The organism is Aeribacillus sp. FSL K6-1305, assembly GCF_038050115.1.
Taxonomy (GTDB): Bacteria; Bacillota; Bacilli; order Bacillales; family Aeribacillaceae; genus Aeribacillus; species Aeribacillus composti.
Window position 1 is genome coordinate 1,578,009 of sequence record NZ_JBBOQV010000001.1, and the last position, 18,824, is coordinate 1,596,832.

Below are 18,824 nucleotides of genomic sequence, written 5' to 3' on the forward strand. Positions count from 1 at the left end.
CCCCTTGTTTGTTACCAGTGAAATCCAAAATTTTTTAATTCTCTGTACAGTCTTGAAACAGGAAGACCGACAACTGTAAAATAATCGCCATCAATTTTTTTCACTAGCAATGAGCCGAAATGTTGAATTCCATAAGCACCCGCCTTGTCCATCGGTTCGTTTGTCTCAATGTATTCCAGGATTTCATCGTCTGAAAGCGGCCAAAAAGTAACTTTTGTTGATTCAGAAAATGTTGTATGCTTTTCACCATGAATAATCGAAACTGCTGTTAAAACAGTATGTGTTTTCCCAGAAAGTGATTTTAACATGTAATAGGCGTCACGGCGGTCTTTCGGTTTTCCTAGTATTCGATTTTCGAGGATCACCGCCGTATCTGCTCCGATGACATATGCATCTTTATACCTTTCGGCTACATGAAAGGCTTTTTGAAAGGCAAGTTTTTGAATGGCTTTTTCGGGTTCAGCTTCTTCGTCCAGCCTCTCTTCCAAATTGCTTTCAATCACAGCAAATGGTATTCCTAACAGCTTGAGGAGTTCTTTTCTTCGCGGAGAGCTTGATGCAAGTATGAGGCGTTCCATTTTTATTTCATCCTTTCAACCAATACTATCCGTATGTTATCAAAAAAGGCTTTTGCAAACAATTTTTCAAAAAAGAATTATCTAATCGCCATTAATAAAAACATTTATTCAATTTACAGAAAAAACTACATTATCTAAGGAAAACTGCTTGTGAAAATAAAAAAAGAAAACGAATGCTCGAGCAAACGCTTTCCCGTTATCAAGAAAGTTTTTCAAAAAAATCTAGCAGCGACTGCTGCAGGCTCCATAGCTGTTCATTTGCCGATTTTTCTGTTTGCAGTTTTTTTACTGCTGCCAAAATTGAATCGTCTTTTATTTGACCAGCCTCATTTAATAATGACTCTACTTTCTCTTGTTCCGGGGCGGTTCCATTCACAAAAGACGAAGACAGCTTCAGCATCTCCTCAACGACCGTTTTTGTTTTTTCGTTTTCCACCTTTCCTTCCCATTTCATCTTTTTCACAAACGTTTCAATTTGATGTGATTCAGCCATGTTTTTCAACTCTTCTGCTGTCTTTTTATCCAACGCTGCCCCAATGAATACGTAATGATCGCCGCCTTGTGAAACGATAACAGAAGGCAATCCTTTAGCCTTTATCTGCCCGCTGACGGTTTCCGCCCCTTCTTTTTTTGTAAATTTTCCGGCTTGTACCATATAAACTTCAAAAACGATGTTTTCCGCACCGCTTGGCGCTGAAGCATTGCTAACGTTCTGTCTGTGAGGAGACTTTGACACATCCCTCAATTCAGATGATACAGGCATTGAATCGTTTGAAATAAATTGCAGGGCTAAAACCCCAAAACTCAGTCCAAGAATAACAGCAAATATGATCGATATCACATAATTTTTTATTTTAGGAGGCAGCGTTCTGCTATGGTTCTTTGAGAAGGCTATTTTCGGGTTTTCTTTCTTATCCTCCTCATCATCCGGCAAAATCCAAGGAAAAGATGTCTCCTCTTCGTTCTTATCCTCTGATGCTGCCATTTCTTTTTCAGCCTTCACCTTTTCCTCCCAGCTGGATACTTTTAATTGTTTGCCAGTTTCACTTGTTTCAGCAGAAACATTCGTATCGTTGGAAAAATTGTTTTCCTGACCGTTGATTTTAATGGTTATTTTCGATGATGGCTTGTCCAAAATGATCACCGCCCTTTTTTGCTGGACAAACTTTTTTTTATGCTAACATATGTAAAATAAAAAAGAACGAGACATTTGTCGCCTCGTTCATAATTGTTGTCGTTATTTTTCGACATCCTCGTACTCATGAGCTATGTTTTATATGTTTTCTCACTTCACCGATAAAATAAAGGGAACCTGTAATAATGAGAACCGTTTCGTCATCCATTGTGTTGATAATCTTTTCATAGGCAAGCTCCCAATTGTCTTCATACTCTTTATCCTTCATGTCGCAAGCCTCGTATAATTCTTTCGCATCAGCTGCTTTCGGGAAATGAAAGGTTGTAAAAATGATTCGATTTGCCGTTTGTGCAGCCTGCTTGATCATTTCTTTATATTGCTTGTCCTTCACACACGAAAATAACATGATGATTTTCTTATCAGGGTAAAACTTTTGTACAGTTTCTTTCAACGCTGCCATTCCTTCCGGATTATGTGCTCCGTCCAAAATGACTCTCGGTTTTTCCTTTACTTCTTCAAACCGCCCTTTCCAAAAAGTGCGCTTCAGTCCTTCCTGTATATGCTCTTCCTCAATGATAAACGAATAATAAACTCTTAAATAATCAAGCGTCATGACACTCAGTGCAGCATTGATCGCTTGATGGTTTCCTTTCATCTGTAATGAAAGGCTGTTATATCGTTTAAAGGGGGTTTGTACAAAAAATTCATCAAAATCTCCTGCGTGAAAATCCCTAGTGAGCCAATAATGCTTTGCTTTTTTTTCTTTTGCAACACGCTCAATGACATCAAGGGCTTCCTTTTGTTCCACAGCTGTAATGACAGGAACTCCGTTTTTAATAATGCCTGCCTTTTGCTCTGCAATCTCTTCTATCGTTGAGCCAAGGATGTTTAAATGATCATGTCCAATCATTGTAATCACTGAAAGAATAGGATTCGCAATATTCGTAGAATCCCATTTTCCCCCGAGTCCTGTTTCTAATAAAACAACATCCGGCACGTTGATTTTACCAAAATAATAAAACATCATCGCAGTAATGACTTCAAACTCTGTCGGTGCTCCAAGCTCCGTTTTCTCAAGCTCGTCAACAACCGGTTTGATCACATTGGATAGCTGCAATATTTCCTCTTCAGAAATGGGATTGCCATCTATCGTAATTCGTTCATTGAATGATTCCAAATAAGGCGAGGTGAAAGCACCTACTTTATATTCAGCGGCTTTTAACACCTCTTGCATAAAAGCAATCGTTGATCCTTTCCCGTTTGTTCCGGCTACATGAATGAAGCGGCATCTTCTTTCCGGATGATCAAGCTTTTCCATCATCCATTCCATTCGCTGGAGACCAGGCTTTATTCCAAAGGTTAGGCGGGAATGTATCCACTTGAGTGCTTCTTCATATGTTTGAAACATATAAATTCCCCTCCTTGAACTCTCGAACATTTTCAATGAATTTGAATGACCGGATGTATCATAAACGTTTTGATGGAAGAAAATCCGGGGCATACCCGGATTTGTTTTAGCCTTTCAGCTCCTGAAGTCGTTTTAACACCGCCTGCTGTTTTTCTAAATAGTCCTTTTCTTTTGCCCGCTCTTCTTCTACGACTTCTTTCGGTGCTTTTTTAATAAATCCTTCATTGGCAAGCTTTTTCTGAACGCGCTCGACTTCTTTATTCCATTTCTCTAATTCTTTTTCAAGCCGTTTGATTTCTTCTTCCACATTAATGAGTCCTTCAAGAGGAAGAAATACTTCTGCCCCGCTCACAACAGCTGTCATAGCCTTGTCAGGAGCATCAATGTTTGTATCAATTGTTAATGAGCTAGGATTGCAAAATCTCTCTAAATAGCTGCGGTTTTTCTCCAACTGGTTTTTAACTTCTTCACTATGAGCATGAATGATCATATCCACCTGCTTCTTCATCGGTGTGTTCACTTCAGCGCGAATATTACGGACTGAGCGAATCACATCAACTAGAAGCTTCATTTCGTTTGCAGCTTTTTCATCAGAAAGCTCCTGACGTACAACCGGCCATGAAGCAATTGTAATCGATTCTCCCTGATGAGGAAGGTGCTGCCAAATTTCTTCTGTTATAAACGGCATAAAAGGATGAAGGAGTCGCAATGTTTGATCTAACACATATGCCAAAACGGAACGAGTTGTCTTTTTCGCTTCCTCATCATTTCCGTACAGCGGAATTTTTGCCATTTCAATATACCAGTCGCAAAAATCATCCCAAATAAAATTGTACAGCACCCGACCGGCTTCGCCAAATTCATATTTTTCCGCAAGTCTTGTGACAAGCTCAATCGTTTCATTTAACCGTGTGAGAATCCATTTATCTACCACTGATTTTTTTCCGTTTAAATCAATTTCTTCATATGTTAAACCGTTCAAATTCATCAGTACAAAGCGGGAGGCGTTCCATATTTTATTGGCAAAATTCCACACGGCTTCTACTTTTTCAAAGCTAAATCTTAAATCCTGTCCTGGGCTTGAGCCGGTAGCTAAAAAGTAGCGCAAAGAGTCCGCACCGTATTTGTCAATAACATCCATCGGATCGACGCCATTGCCTAATGATTTGCTCATTTTTCTTCCTTCTGAATCGCGCACAAGTCCATGAATCAAAACATCTTTAAACGGTCTTTTCCCAGTAAACTCCAATCCTTGGAAAATCATCCGCGAAACCCAAAAGAAAATAATGTCATACCCGGTAACAAGGACATCTGTCGGATAATAGCGTTTATAATCTTTTGCCTCTTTATCAGGCCAGCCCATTGTTGAAAACGGCCATAAAGCAGAGCTGAACCATGTATCTAACACATCTGGATCCTGCTCCCAATTTTCAATATCTTTAGGCGGCTCATGATCAACATAAACTTCGCCTGTTTCCTTATGATACCAAGCTGGAATGCGATGTCCCCACCATAACTGACGGGAAATACACCAGTCGCGAATGTTTTCCAGCCAATGCAAATACGTTTTTTCAAATCGTTCAGGAATAAAATGAACTTTCCCTTCTGTTTTCTGAAGGTTCAAAGCAGCTTCGGCCAAAGGCTTCATTTTCACAAACCATTGAGTTGATAAATACGGCTCGATAACTGCTCCGCTTCGTTCACTATGGCCTACGGAATGGATATGCTCTTCAATTTTAAATAAAATTCCTTCCTCCTGCAGGTCTTTCACCAACTGCTTCCGGCATTCAAAGCGATCCATTCCTTCATATTTTCCCGCTTTTTCATTCATTGTCCCGTCTTCATTCATGACTAATATTCTTTCTAAATTGTGGCGGTTTCCGATTTCAAAGTCGTTCGGATCGTGTGCAGGAGTTATTTTTACTGCTCCTGAACCGAATTCCATATCGACATATTCATCTGCGACGATCGGAATTTCCCGTCCTGTTATTGGCAGCTTCACTGTTTTTCCGATTAAATGCTTATACCTATCATCATCAGGATGAACTGCCACTGCTGTATCCCCAAGCATCGTTTCCGGGCGAGTGGTCGCGACTTCAATATATCCGGATCCATCAGCCAGCGGATATTTTAAATGATAAAGTGCCCCTTTCACTTCTTTATAAATGACTTCGATATCGGAAAGGGCTGTTTTTGTCACCGGATCCCAGTTAATAATGTACTCTCCTCGGTAAATAAGACCTTTTTTATAAAGCGATACAAAAACCTCTCTTACAGCTTTTGAAAGACCTTCATCAAGGGTGAACCTCTCTCTTGTGTAGTCAAGACCTAGGCCTAATTTTGCCCATTGTTTGCGAATATGGTCTGCATATTCTTCCTTCCATTTCCATGTTTCTTCTACAAATTTTTCCCGCCCGAGATCATACCGACTTTTCCCTTCTTCGCGCAGTTTTGCTTCCACCTTGGCTTGTGTGGCGATTCCCGCATGATCCATCCCTGGCAGCCACAAAACATCGTACCCTTGCATTCGCTTCATTCGGGTAATAATATCTTGAAGAGTTGTATCCCATGCATGTCCAAGGTGAAGCTTACCGGTGACGTTTGGCGGAGGAATAACGATCGTGAAAGGAGTTTTCCCCTCATCATCTTTTGCTTCAAAAAATTTTCCCTCGAGCCAAAATGCATACCGATCCTCTTCAACCGTTTTCGGATCGTATTTTGGGGAAAGAGTGATTTCTGAATTCGACATATTTATGAAAACCTCCTTATTTTCATTCTAAAATATAAAAACTCCTTCCATCCTAAAAGGACGAAAGGAGATGTTTTCGCGGTACCACCTTTTTTCACAGATACGTCTGTGCACTTCTTTCAGGTAACGGCTAATGCCGGCTCCCTTTACTAAAAGCTTTCAAGGAAGCTGCTCCAGGGCGACTTTCCAACGGGATCTCCTAGGAAATCTTCCAGCCTGCGATTTCCCTCTCTGGAAGGAGTCGTTCGTTGTACTACTCCCCTTCAACACATTTTCACAAACTATATAAATTTCTATATTTAATAGTACTAAAAAATTGTTTTTTTCGTCAATATTTTCCCCATCTTCCTTAACCTTTAAACAAAAATCACAAAATGTTCTTTATTTCATAATATAAATTAACAAAGTTGAAGGTGATCAGCATGAGAAAAAAAATAAAACCATACTATATTCAATCGTTTATTAAACAATTCCGATCTACTCTTGAACAGTTCATCGTTCCTTTAACGATTTTTCAGGGAATTCGAACAATCCTTTTACCAACTATGTTTGATATTATTTTATTAGCCATTTTACTATTTCTAGCAGCCGCGTTGTATATGGAACGGGGTTGAAGCTGACAGATCCCCCATTCATTCTGATGCCAATGAATCGTTTTCTAGTTTTTCATTCCATTTTAAAGCAATGTACCCGGTATTTTTCATTTGCCAGTATGCTCTTAACAGCTGTTTGCAATATTCTAATTCTCCCTTTTCGCTTTTCTTTTTTTGATATTGCCGGACAAGCTTTAATAATTTGGCTGGATAAGATAAATAGCTTATCAACAGCAATCTCTCAGTTTTTGTTAAAGGAAGCACTTTTTCGTACTCTGATATATATTGCACATTTTCATCACTAACGGTTGGTTCTGCTTCGGAGAGGTTCATAAACATTAAGAAAAGGTCATAAATTGGAGTAGCAAATGCTGCATCTTCCATATTAATAAAATAAATTTTCCCTTTTGGATCTAACAGAAAATGAGATAAGGAGACATTTACTTTGTTCAGTGCAATTCGCATGTGAGGGGATTGCTTTATTTCGTTATACCACTCATCAAGCTTTGCTTCAGCAAATAAGATGGCTTGCCTCGTTTCAAAATAATAGCTGAAGACCGCCAATTCAAAAGGCGACATATACCATTTTTTTTCGATTTGTTCCATAAATGCTTCCAGCAGGTTGAAATTTCTCTTCCACTTGTTCTGAATCTGTTGATACTCATTTTCGAGCTGAACTAGAGGTATGTTGATTTCCTGTTTTGTTTTTTTATGGAGTTTCGCTAAGTGGTAAAAAAGGATTGAGGCATTTTTTTCATCAACGATTGAACCTTCCATCCAAGGCATTAAATAAAACGATTTCGTTGAGTCATTAACAAACACATTTCCGTTCGTTGTCCTATAAATCGGCACGATTCCTAAAGATGGAAAGTCGTGAAAAATTGAATATAATTTTAGAATGTTTCTTTGCTTTTTAATCGTTGTTCGTTTTAAAGCATATGTTCTTTTTTCACAATGAATTTTCAAGACATTTTTTGTTTTTTTCTCTAAATAAATCGGTTTGATTGGATAATGCTGCAAAATCCTCATGGCCGTTTTCAGATCATCGCTCATCTTCCCACACGCCTTTAAAGAAAATAAAGAAAAGCTTGAGGTGGTTGGATCCCTCTCAAGCCGCTTGCAAAAATTACGTTTGTTGTGTTTCAAGAACCGGGATATATAAAATGTCTCCTTCACTAATCTCTTTATCATGGTGAAATTGATTTACTCGATTGAGCTGCTGAAGCGTAATGTTGTAGCGTTCGCAAATATTTTCGAGCGAGTCTCCCTGCTGGACAATGTACATTCTTAATTTAGAAAATTCTTCTTCCTCATTTTTCGTAAACAATTTTGTTAAATATAAGGTGTTATCATTTTTCCTTACAGATTCTTTTTCTTCATCGTCTTTTTCGACATAATTGGAAATTTTATTGATCACTGGCTTTTCTTCTTCTATGCGGCCTTTCTCTTCCAAACTGACTTGATTTTTCTTCGCTTCAACAGTGAATGTATCGTAATCCGTTTCCGTTTCTTCTTCTCTCTTTAATGGCATCATAAAAACAATGTCTGATGTCTCTTCATTGTCATCCTTTTGAACAGCATCACGATCATGTTCGATTTGCTCATTTTGATCGCGTTCGGCTGTATCGAATTCGAAATATTCATTAAGACTTTTCTGTTCATTGTCTTTTTCAATATTTTCCGCTTTGTTGATTGGTTCATCGTTGAAACGATTTTCTTTGATCGTTGATTCGGTTTCATCTTCTTCCCTTACATCAGACTGTCGAACGGATGAGATTTCCGCTTCAGCATCTATGATCTCGTCCACTTCATTTGCAGCAGTTTCTTCCGCCTGCTCTTCTCGAATTCCGTAAATGGATAGATCAGCTATAAGCTTTAAACCATTTGCTTCCGGAAAATCATAATCAAATGATTCAATCGCCACAAACACCTCTTCTAAATTGGCAATTCTTTTTTTCGGTATTGTAATATCGACCGGAAGCTCGTGTCTAAATTCCATTACACCGTCATTTCTCGCTTCTACATTTTGTATATAACGGGCGATGGAGGAGGTTTGAAGAAGTTTATCATTCTGTTGCTCCTCTCCATCGAATTTGTATTCTCCGGAAAGCTCTAGAGCACCTTTTATCGTTACATATCCATCATGTTCTTCAATTGAGATGTCAGGTTCCAGTGAAATGGACAATAGTTCAGAAGGTTGAAAATGATGGCGAAACAAGACCGATTCCTCTACCGAAAATCGTAAAACGGACGTTTCTTCAATGGACATGCGGACTTCCTCCTTTCTCCAATCAATCTAATTTATCGTGCCATTAAAGATGTATGAAGGAGGATGGCAAAATATGCACGGGAAACAAAAATAAAAGGACCAGCTTCAATCAGAAGCTAGTCCTTTTAGCTCGTTATCTCAAAACCGAAAAAGCTTTTTCACATGCTTCAATTGTTTTTTCAATATCTTCATCCGAATGCTCTGTTGACAGAAACATTCCTTCAAATTGGGAAGGCGGCAAGTAAATGCCTTCATCCGCCATAACACGATAATACTTTGCAAAAAAATCAAGGTTTGATGTTTTTGCTTTTTCGTAATTGACAACATCTTCATTTGTAAAGAAAAATCCGATCATTGATCCCGCTCTATTAATCGTATGAGGGATTTCATATTTCTGAGCAGCTTTGCGCAATCCTTCCTCTAATTTATCCGCTTTTCTTTTAAATTCTTTATATGTGTCTGGTGTAAGCTGAATGAGTGTTTCATATCCGGCTGTCATCGCAAGCGGATTTCCTGAAAGTGTCCCCGCTTGATAGATAGGACCGACAGGAGCGATTTTTTCCATGATGTCCGCCCGTCCGCCATAGGCCCCGACTGGAAGTCCTCCTCCAATGACTTTCCCCAAACATGTCAAATCCGGAGTCACTCCAAAGTATCCTTGGGCGCAATGATAGTCAACGCGAAAACCGGTCATCACTTCGTCAAAAATCAGAAGCGATTCGTATTGTTTGGTGATCTCGCGCAAGCCTTCTAAAAAGCCTTCTTTAGGCGGTACAACACCCATATTTCCGGCTACTGGCTCGACGATCACGGCAGCTATGTCTTCGCCAAATTTTTCAAAAGCAAAGCGGACGCTCTCTAAATCATTATATGGAACAGTAATCGTATGCTGGGCAATTCCTTCCGGCACCCCTGGACTATCCGGAAGCCCTAATGTGGCAACTCCTGATCCAGCCTTAATGAGCAGCGAATCTCCATGGCCATGATAACATCCTTCAAATTTTAAAATTTTATTTCTTCCCGTATATCCGCGGGCAAGGCGCAATGCGCTCATTGTCGCTTCCGTACCAGAGTTCACCATCCGCACAATTTCAACGGAAGGAACCCTCTCCACAACGAGCTCCGCCAGCTTATTTTCAATCAAGGTCGGCGCCCCAAAGCTCGTTCCTTGTTCCGCTATTTTCTTTAATGCTTCAACAACTCTGTCATTGGCATGTCCTAAAATTAACGGTCCCCATGAAAGAACATAATCAATATATTCGTTGCCATCAATGTCATACACTTTAGAACCTTTTCCGCGCTCAATAAAGATCGGATTCATTTGAACGGATTTAAACGCGCGCACAGGGCTGTTGACCCCGCCGGGCATCAACGTCTTCGCTTTTTCAAATGCTTTTATCGAACGTTCATATTTCATGAAATGAGCCCCCTTTTCAATAATCAGACTGTTCATCTAACCAACGGGCAACATCTTTTGCATGGTACGTAATCATTAAATCCGCGCCGGCTCTTTTCATGCTTGTAAGCATTTCAAGGACAGTGCCTTTTTCATCAATCCATCCATTTTCAGCTGCCGCTTTAATCATTGAGTACTCGCCGCTTACATTATAAGCAACGACAGGAAGGTTAAAATGATTTTTAACATCACGGACAATGTCTAAATAAGAAAGCGCCGGTTTCACAATTAAAAAATCGCATCCTTGTTCAACATCTGCTTCTGCTTCCCTTAATGCCTCCAGCCTGTTAGCCGGATCCATCTGGTACGTCTTCCGATCACCGAATTTCGGCGTGCTTTCAGCTGCTTCCCGGAACGGACCGTAAAAAGCACTGGCATATTTGACCGCATATGACATAATTGGAATATGAACAAAGCCTTCTTCATCAAGCGCTTCCCGAATGGCTGCGACAAATCCGTCCATCATATTGGATGGAGCAATTATATCCGCCCCGGCTTTTGCCTGGCTGACAGCTGTTTTGGCTAATAATTTTAACGAAGCATCATTTACAATTTGCCCGTTTTCCACAACTCCGCAATGACCGTGATCAGTATATTCACATAGACAAGTATCTGCGATAACGACAAGATCAGAATGCTGCTGTTTAATTTGAGCGATAGCCCGCTGCACGATGCCGTGATCATGGTATGCTCCTGAACCGACTTCATCCTTTTCATGAGGAATGCCGAATAAAATAACTGATTTAATTCCCAGCTTGACAACTTCTTCAATTTCTTCATTTAACCGGTCCAATGAAACTTGAAAAACTCCCGGCATCGATTGCACTGGATTTTTTTGATTTTCCCCTTCGACAACAAAAATCGGATATATTAAATCTTCTTTATGAAGGCGGGTTTCCCTGACCATAGCCCGCAGATTAGCTGTATGCCGCAATCGTCTATGCCGTGCAAAATTCAGCATGATCTATTCCTCCCTTTTTTCTGCGTATGCACACATTTTTTCCAGCATTCCATCAATTGTATATTTTTCTGGCATAATGCAAGTACACTTTATTTTATAAGACAGTAATTTATCTCTTGTTATCGGTCCGATGCAAACAAACACAATATCCTGAATCCTGTTTTCCAACCCGTTTCTTTTGACAATTTGCATAAATGCAGAAGCTGTGGAAGAACTCGTCAGCGTAATAAAATCAATCGTTTTATTTTCAAGCAAATGCAACACTTCTTTTTCATTTTCCAACAATTGTATTGTTTCATAAACAACAAAATCAAAGAAAAAAATCTTTTTTTCTGTTAATACTTCACGTAAATAAGTGCGTGCCAAATTCCCGCGGGCAATTACTATTTTGCTGTCTTGCCGAACATGATCGATTAATTCTTCCGCTAAGCTTTCGGCACGAAACTCTTCAGGACATAAAGAAACCTTCCATCCTATTTTCTCCGCAGCTTTTTTTGTCTTTACACCGACACAAGCAACGTTGACGTTTTTCAGATCTTCTAATTCCAATGACAAGTCTTTTACATGTTCGGAAAAATATTGAACGCCGTTTGCACTAGTAAAAACAATCCAGTCTTTAGATGTTAACTGTTTTAAAACGGGGAGGGCATTGAAATCCGTTTCTGTTTTCCTTGTTGCAATTAACGGAACTTCTATAGGACAGCCTCCCGCCGCTTGAATTTTCTTTGAGAATTCGGCAGCCTGGCTGTTCGCTCTCGTCACTAACACATTAAAACCATTCAATGGTTTTTCAGCACTCATTCATGGTTTAGCTCCTTTCTCACTTGTTCGACCAGCTCTTTGGCGCCTTGAGACGATAGAAGTGCTGCCATATCCTTTCCAAGTAAATTCGGATCTTTTCCAGTTTTCGTCTCTTTATATACCGTTTTTCCATTCGGAGATGCAACAAGTGCTGTTAACACAATTTCTTCATTTTCATCAACTTGAGCTAAACCAGCAATAGGCACTTGACAGCTTCCTTCCATATCATGCAAAAAAGCCCGCTCTGTCAAAACGGCTTTCTCCGTCCGTTCGTCATTTAGTTTTCTTAAAGCTGCAAGCAGTTCATGATCATCTTCTCGGCATTCTATCGCCAAAGCTCCCTGACCGACTGCCGGAACGCACATATCAGGCGGTAAAAAGTACGCATTTTCCAATTCGTCTTTCCAGCCCATTCGTTTAAGACCTGCTGCTGCTAAAATGATTGCATCATAATCGTTGCCTTCCCGCAGCTTCTTTAGACGCGTATCAATATTTCCGCGAATCCAACGGACGGTTACATCGGGGCGGACGGCTAAAATTTGGGCGCTCCTTCTTAAGCTGCTCGTTCCAACAACAGCGCCAGCTTTCAAATCTCTTAAAGTTTGGCAATCCTTCGAAATCAAAACATCGCGGTAATCTTCTCGTTTAGGAATGCAGCCGATCGTCAAGCCATTCGGCAAGACAGACGGCACATCCTTCATGCTGTGCACGGCCATATCAATATCACCGTTTAGCATAGCCTGCTCAATTTCTTTTACAAAAAGGCCTTTCCCGCCTACTTTTGAAAGAGTGACATCAACTATTTTATCACCTTTTGTGACAATTTCTTTTATTTCGAATTCAAATGGGGCTCCAAGCTCTTTTAATCTCTCGATCACCCAATTTGTTTGGGCGATTGCTAACCGACTTCGCCTTGACCCGACAATAATTTTTCGCATAAACATCCTCCTGAGCACATGCATTAATGGAAATTCGATAAGCTTCCAAATAAAAAGAAATTAACTAACAGCACTAAAAATGAGGCAACGTTTAAAAAGGCAATTCTTTTCCATTGCCACTCTTTTACTACTCTGGCATACAAATAAAAACTGTATATGCCTAAAACAGAAAATGAACCGATCACTTTTGCATCATACCAGTTCAAATTTGGCACCTTTAAATAAGCCCATATCATTCCTAAAATGAGAGCTAATAGCAATATAGGTACACCGATCATATTTAAAACATATGTCATATAATCCAGTTTTGCCAAATCTTGAATGCGATGAAGCCTTTTCCCCCATTTTTTCTTTTTTAATAAGTTGTGCTGTATCAAATAAAGAATGGAAAAAACAAATGAAAGCGAAAACGCTCCGTATGATAGTATCGCCATCGTGATATGGATCAATAACAGTTCTGAAATTAACCTGCTGGATACTTCAGTCGATACTGCCTCTGAAGGAGCAAACGTCCGGATGGCCATAATGATAAAACCAATGACATTCGTAAAGAAGACAATAAAATCGACTCGAAGCAGCCGGTTGATCACAAGGGAAAGAGTGACCAATACCCATGCATAAAAATAAAGGCCTTCCGCTACGTTTAAAACCGGAAATCTGCCCGTTTGCGCCATTTGCGAAAATAAAAAAAAGGATTGTAAAACCCAGACAATAGAAAGTAACCAGAAGGCTATTTTGTTTGCCTTCCGGTTATGATGCAAAAAATCTATAAAATATAAGAAAACGCTCAATGCATATAAAACAATCATCAATTCGTTTAATCTAATGATATTCCAATCAAACATATATTAGTTTTTCCTTTCACTTACATTTCAAGTGAAACATTTTTTGAATGCGTTTTTAATTGAACGGAAGGAGTTTGTTCTATTAATTCCTCATCTAAATCTAAATTAAAAATCTCTTTAAACAATTCCAAAGATTGTTCGCCATTTGGAAGAGCAGCCAGCTCTTTCACTTTTAAAATCGGATCTCTCAACATTTGATTGACAATGCTTTTCGTATGTTTATTTAATATTTTTCTTTCGCGTTCTGTCAAATTCGGCAGCTTCCGTTCAATACTTTTCATTGTTTCCGATTGGATAAGAAGAGCTTTTTCCCTCAATGCAGCAATAACCGGAACAACCCCTAATGTATTCAGCCATTTCGAAAACTCCAAGACCTCTCGCTCGATCATGATTTCAATTTGTTCAGCCGCTTCTTTTCTTTCCTGCAAATTCGCTTCGACAATTCCTTCCAAATCATCGATATCATATAAAAAAATGCTGTCTATTTCACTCAATGCAGGATCTAAATCGCGTGGAACCGCAATATCCACCATCAGAAACGGGCGGCCTTTTCTTAACTTTTCAACATCTAACATCATGTCTTTCGAAATCACAAAACTCTTTGCACCTGTTGAACTAATTAAAATATCTGCCTCAATAAGCGCACACTGAAGCTCAGACATCATTTTTGCTTGTCCGGAAAAACGCTTCGCCAATTCATTCGCTTTTTCAAATGTACGGTTCATAACTGTAATTTGTTTGACTCCGCTGCCATGTAAATTTTGTACGGCAAGCTCTCCCATTTTTCCTGCGCCTAAAATAAGCACATGCTTGCTCGATAGGTCGCCGAAAATTTTTTTTGCCAATTCTACGGCAGCATAGCTGACGGAAACAGCATTTGAACCGATTTCCGTTTCCGAATGGGCTTCTTTAGCCAATGTTACTGCCTGTTTAAACAGTTGATTAAAAATCGTTCCGATCGTGTTATGTTCTTGAGCTAATAAAAAGCTTGAACGGACTTGTCCTAAAATTTGCGTTTCGCCTAAAATCATAGAATCCAGGCCGCATGCCACCCGAAACAAGTGCTGAACAGCCTGTTCATTTTCAAAGTATTTTAGATACGAATCGAACTCCTCAATGTCCATATTGAACCATTCAGCTAAAAATGCTTTTATATAATAACGCCCTGTATGAAGCTGATCAACAACTGCATAGATTTCTGTCCGGTTGCAGGTGGAAACGATCACGTTTTCCAAAATGCTTTTTTCATTCTTCAACCGTTTCATTGCAGAAGCTAAATCATTGCTGCTAAAACTCAACCTTTCGCGAATTTCAACAGGGGCTGTTTTATAATTTAACCCAACAGCTAAAATATGCATCTCCGACCCCCCAAAAGCAAATACATACTGACTTTATTATAACAAAATATCGACAAAAAAATGTGAACAGTATATGAAACTGTATGATATGATGATAAAGTAAGAAACAGATATAAATTATATTAATTATTACATTAAAAATATTATCAAAAAAGAGAGCCGGAATCAAGTCATCAAAACAGAGGTGATCGTTAAGTGCGTTGGACGTTTGTTGCTATGATTATGCTGGAGATCGGGCTTTATTTCTTGTTGAAAAATTTCGATCTCTTTTTCAATATGAACATGAACACTTTGCCTTTCTTTTTCATCATGTTTGGCATCGCCTTTATGGTTCAGGCAAAAGCGGAAAAGGATGACCAAGCAATCGTTCCTGCCGTTCTGCTGCTTGGCCTTGGCATCCATTTTTTATGGGGAAAATCATTCCCGTTCTGGCCTGATGATTTAACCGCAATGATCTGGATCATTGCCCTTGCTTTCATCATTCGGTCTGCTCAAACAAAAAGCGGGTTTGCACAAGGATTTATCCTTCTTTTGATCGGAAGTTTCCTTTACTATTTTCCGTCCGCTTTGACATCTTTTATTCAAAAGAGCGTTTCCAATTGGCAAGCCTTTTGGCCGATTCTTTTTGTTATTGCAGGTTTGTATTTATTGTTTTTCAGAAAAAAATAAAAGGAAACAGCTCGAAGCGGTAAAGCTTCTCGAGCTTTTCCTTCTGTATCCAGCCTAAAGCAATTTCGTTTTATGATAGGAATGGATAAATGGCTGACCATGCATCCTCTTTTCCGTAGCCAGTTTCTGCTGAAAAAAGAATAAGCGGATCATTTTTTTCCATTTTTAGCGTTTCCTTCACTACTTTTAAGTGTTTTTGCCATTTTCCTTTAGGAATTTTATCCGCCTTTGTGGCGACAATTACAGCAGGAATTCCATGATATTTTAAAAATTCGTACATCATGACATCATCAGATGTAGGTGCATGGCGGATGTCAATGATAAGAATACATGCTTTAAGCTGTTCTCTTTTGAGCAAATACGCTTCGATCATTTTCCCCCATTTTTCCCGCTCCCTTTTCGACACTTTGGCAAATCCATATCCGGGAACATCAACGAAATAAAATTGATCGTTAATTAAATAAAAGTTTAACGTTTGCGTTTTCCCAGGCTTTGAAGAGGTTCTCGCCAAATTTTTTCTATTGATCATTTTATTAATAAACGAAGATTTCCCGACGTTAGACCTTCCTGCCAGAGCGATTTCTGGAAAATCGGTTGATGGATATTGATCAGATTTAACCGCACTTATGACAATTTCTGCTTTTGTTACCTTCATTCTTTTTCTCCTGCCAATGCATGTTTTAATACTTCATCCATATGTGAGACAAGAACAAAAGTCAATTCTTTTCTCACGCTTTCTGGTATATCATCTAAATCCTTTTCATTTTCCTTCGGCAAAATAATTTTCTTTAAACCGGCACGATGGGCGCTTAATGTTTTTTCTTTTAAACCGCCTATCGGCAGAACGCGGCCTCTTAAAGTAATTTCACCTGTCATTCCGACTTCTTTTCGAACCGGTCTTCCAGTTAATGCTGAAATAAGCGCCGTTGCCATCGTAATGCCTGCAGACGGTCCATCTTTTGGAACAGCTCCTTCAGGCACATGAATATGGATATCATATTGTTCGTGGAAATCTGGATCTATCTTTAGTTCTTTTGTTCTAGATCGAATATAGCTGAAAGCGGCTTGAGCCGATTCCTTCATGACATCTCCGAGCTTTCCGGTTAAAATCAGCTTGCCTTTACCCGGAGAGATGGACACTTCAATGGACAGCGTATCGCCGCCGACCGTCGTATATGCGAGACCGGTCGCCACACCGATTTGATCCTGCAATTCTGCCTGACCGTATCGAAACAATTTTTTGCCCAAAAAGTCTTCAAGAGTTTTAGCGGTTACAACAATTCTTTTTCTTTCACCTGTTACAATCGTTTTCGCTGCTTTTCGGCATATTGCTGCGATTTGGCGTTCTAACCCTCTTACCCCTGCTTCGCGCGTATAATAACGAATTATATTTAAAATTGCTTCTTCTCTTATTTGCAAGTGACCTTTTTTCAGTCCATGCTCTTTTAATTGTTTTGGAAGAAGATGATCTTTGGCGATATGAACTTTTTCTAATTCGGTATAACCGGCAATTGTGATAATTTCCATTCTGTCGCGCAGCGGACCTGGAATAGTTGCTAAATTATTGGCTGTCGCAATAAACATGACTTTTGATAAATCATATGGCTCTTCAATATAATGATCGCTGAAATTATGGTTTTGCTCCGGATCCAGCACTTCAAGAAGAGCAGCTGAAGGATCACCGCGAAAATCGCTGGACATTTTATCAATTTCATCCAGCAAAAATACCGGATTAATCGTTCCCGCTTTTTTCATCCCTTGAATGATCCGACCCGGCATCGCACCGACATATGTTCTTCTATGGCCTCTTATTTCCGATTCATCCCGAACGCCGCCAAGAGAAATTCGAACGAACTTTCTATTTAATGATTTTGCAACAGAACGGGCAAGAGATGTTTTCCCAACGCCAGGCGGTCCCACTAAACATAAAATAGGGCCCTTAAGCGAATTTGTTAATTTTTGCACTGCTAAATATTCAAGCACCCGTTCCTTTACTTTATCTAGTCCGTAATGCTCTTCATTTAAGATCACTTCCGCCAGCTTTATATCCAGTCTGTCCTCTGTTGCCTTGTTCCACGGCAAGGAAATAAGCCAGTCTAAGTAATTGCGGATCACCGCACTTTCAGCGGATGTTGAAGGGATTTTTTCATATCGGCTGAGCTCTTTCATAGCCGTTTTATAAACATGTTCCGGCATTCCCGATTTTTCGATTTTTTCAGTCAAATCTTCTATTTCGCCCGTTTTCCCTTCCTTTTCTCCGAGCTCTTTTTGAATGGCCTTCATTTGTTCGCGCAAATAATATTCTTTTTGCGTCCGTTCCATTGATTGACGGACCCGCTGGCCTATTTTCTTTTCAAGCTGCAGGACTTCCTTCTCATTATGGAGCATTTGAATAATTTTATTTAATCTTTCTTTCACATCAAATGTTTCTAATATTTCTTGCTTATCTTTCAGCTTGATCGGCAAGTGGGAAGCAATAATATCGGCCAATCTTCCCGGTTCATCTATATCCAAAACGGTTGCAAACGTCTCACTTGAAATTTTTTTAGACATTTTTATGTATTGCTCAAAATATTCAAGCGCAGTTCGCATCAAAGCTTCTTCTTCAACATCTTTTTGAAGCGGTTCTTCATAAGTATCAACTTGTACAGAAATATATGGTTCCTTGCTTTCAAAACTTTTGATTGCGCCTCTTTTTTGTCCCTCGACTAGCACGCGAATGGTGCCGTTCGGCAGTTTGAGCATTTGCTTAATTTTCGTCAGCGTTCCAATATGGTATAAATCATCCTCTTTTGGATCATCTATTGAAACTTCCTTTTGTGTTGTTAAAAATATCATATGATCATCCATCATCGCCTTCTCAAGCGCCTGTACAGATTTATCGCGTCCTACATCTAAATGTAGCACCATCGATGGATAAACTAACAAACCTCGAAGCGGTAGGAGGGGGACGATTCTATTCTCTTTTTTCGCCATATTTTTACACCTCCATCATGTGAAAAATAGATTATACAGCGTCCTTGTTCAATTCTATCCTATTCTTTCTGCACTGTCTATTTTCAAA

Annotated in this window: 16 protein-coding genes and 1 other annotated feature; of the genes, 2 read left to right on the forward strand and 14 right to left on the reverse strand. The window is 39.4% G+C overall.

Annotated features, from left to right (window positions below; genetic code table 11):
* Positions 1 to 11 precede the first annotated feature (11 nt).
* From NST97_RS07625 to NST97_RS07640, 4 genes are all read right to left on the reverse strand, one after another.
* Positions 12 to 578 (reverse strand): Maf family protein, encoded by a 567-nt coding sequence (locus NST97_RS07625; protein WP_094246292.1) that lies wholly within the window; start codon positions 576 to 578, stop codon positions 12 to 14.
* A 199-nt stretch (positions 579 to 777) separates the two neighbouring features.
* Complete coding sequence (locus NST97_RS07630) at positions 778 to 1,713, reverse strand: SPOR domain-containing protein (RefSeq protein ID WP_339210170.1); 936 nt, start codon at positions 1,711 to 1,713, stop codon at positions 778 to 780.
* A gap of 124 nt (positions 1,714 to 1,837) precedes the next feature.
* On the reverse strand, positions 1,838 to 3,121 hold the full coding sequence (locus NST97_RS07635) for a bifunctional folylpolyglutamate synthase/dihydrofolate synthase (protein WP_339210171.1): 1,284 nt from the start codon (positions 3,119 to 3,121) through the stop codon (positions 1,838 to 1,840).
* 106 nt (positions 3,122 to 3,227) lie between these two features.
* The gene (locus NST97_RS07640) at positions 3,228 to 5,870 is read right to left on the reverse strand and encodes a valine--tRNA ligase (RefSeq protein WP_339210172.1); all 2,643 of its coding nucleotides are present in this window, start codon (positions 5,868 to 5,870) and stop codon (positions 3,228 to 3,230) included.
* Between the two features lie 53 nt (positions 5,871 to 5,923).
* Positions 5,924 to 6,146 (reverse strand) — a binding site (T-box leader).
* 146 nt (positions 6,147 to 6,292) lie between these two features.
* On the opposite strand from NST97_RS07640, the gene NST97_RS07645 reads away from it, so the two are divergent.
* The gene (locus NST97_RS07645) at positions 6,293 to 6,484 is read left to right on the forward strand and encodes a hypothetical protein (RefSeq protein ID WP_063387843.1); all 192 of its coding nucleotides are present in this window, start codon (positions 6,293 to 6,295) and stop codon (positions 6,482 to 6,484) included.
* Positions 6,485 to 6,502: 18 nt separating this feature from the next.
* Here NST97_RS07645 and ysxE read toward each other — a convergent pair whose 3' ends face one another.
* From ysxE to hemA, 8 genes are all read right to left on the reverse strand, one after another.
* Positions 6,503 to 7,516 (reverse strand): spore coat protein YsxE, encoded by a 1,014-nt coding sequence (ysxE, locus tag NST97_RS07650; protein WP_341343087.1) that lies wholly within the window; start codon positions 7,514 to 7,516, stop codon positions 6,503 to 6,505.
* Positions 7,517 to 7,589: 73 nt separating this feature from the next.
* Positions 7,590 to 8,732, reverse strand: coding sequence for a stage VI sporulation protein D (spoVID, locus tag NST97_RS07655; protein WP_341343088.1), 1,143 nt, complete (start codon positions 8,730 to 8,732; stop codon positions 7,590 to 7,592).
* A 133-nt stretch (positions 8,733 to 8,865) separates the two neighbouring features.
* A complete protein-coding gene (hemL, locus tag NST97_RS07660; protein WP_144597683.1) occupies positions 8,866 to 10,149 on the reverse strand; it encodes a glutamate-1-semialdehyde 2,1-aminomutase in 1,284 nt (427 codons plus the stop codon).
* Positions 10,150 to 10,165: 16 nt separating this feature from the next.
* Positions 10,166 to 11,149, reverse strand: a complete 984-nt coding sequence (gene hemB / locus NST97_RS07665) for a porphobilinogen synthase (protein ID WP_339193177.1) — start codon at positions 11,147 to 11,149, stop codon at positions 10,166 to 10,168.
* A gap of 3 nt (positions 11,150 to 11,152) precedes the next feature.
* A complete protein-coding gene (locus tag NST97_RS07670; protein ID WP_144597679.1) occupies positions 11,153 to 11,950 on the reverse strand; it encodes a uroporphyrinogen-III synthase in 798 nt (265 codons plus the stop codon).
* Positions 11,947 to 12,888 (reverse strand): hydroxymethylbilane synthase, encoded by a 942-nt coding sequence (hemC, locus tag NST97_RS07675; RefSeq protein ID WP_340881872.1) that lies wholly within the window; start codon positions 12,886 to 12,888, stop codon positions 11,947 to 11,949. Before hemC ends, NST97_RS07670 begins: the two co-directional genes overlap by 4 nt.
* Before the next feature lie 23 nt (positions 12,889 to 12,911).
* Complete coding sequence (locus NST97_RS07680; protein WP_144597675.1) at positions 12,912 to 13,733, reverse strand: cytochrome c biogenesis protein; 822 nt, start codon at positions 13,731 to 13,733, stop codon at positions 12,912 to 12,914.
* A 20-nt stretch (positions 13,734 to 13,753) separates the two neighbouring features.
* Positions 13,754 to 15,091 (reverse strand): glutamyl-tRNA reductase, encoded by a 1,338-nt coding sequence (gene hemA / locus NST97_RS07685; RefSeq protein WP_094246302.1) that lies wholly within the window; start codon positions 15,089 to 15,091, stop codon positions 13,754 to 13,756.
* A gap of 195 nt (positions 15,092 to 15,286) precedes the next feature.
* On the opposite strand from hemA, the gene NST97_RS07690 reads away from it, so the two are divergent.
* Entirely contained in the window at positions 15,287 to 15,760 is a 474-nt protein-coding gene (locus NST97_RS07690) for a LiaF transmembrane domain-containing protein (RefSeq protein WP_339193183.1), read from the forward strand.
* Between the two features lie 70 nt (positions 15,761 to 15,830).
* Here the strand turns inward: NST97_RS07690 and yihA are convergent, their stop codons facing one another.
* Complete coding sequence (yihA, locus tag NST97_RS07695) at positions 15,831 to 16,415, reverse strand: ribosome biogenesis GTP-binding protein YihA/YsxC (RefSeq protein ID WP_063387465.1); 585 nt, start codon at positions 16,413 to 16,415, stop codon at positions 15,831 to 15,833.
* Positions 16,412 to 18,736, reverse strand: a complete 2,325-nt coding sequence (lon, locus tag NST97_RS07700; protein WP_327847814.1) for an endopeptidase La — start codon at positions 18,734 to 18,736, stop codon at positions 16,412 to 16,414. The genes yihA and lon overlap by 4 nt, the downstream gene beginning before the upstream one ends.
* Between the last annotated feature and the right edge of the window lie 88 nt (positions 18,737 to 18,824).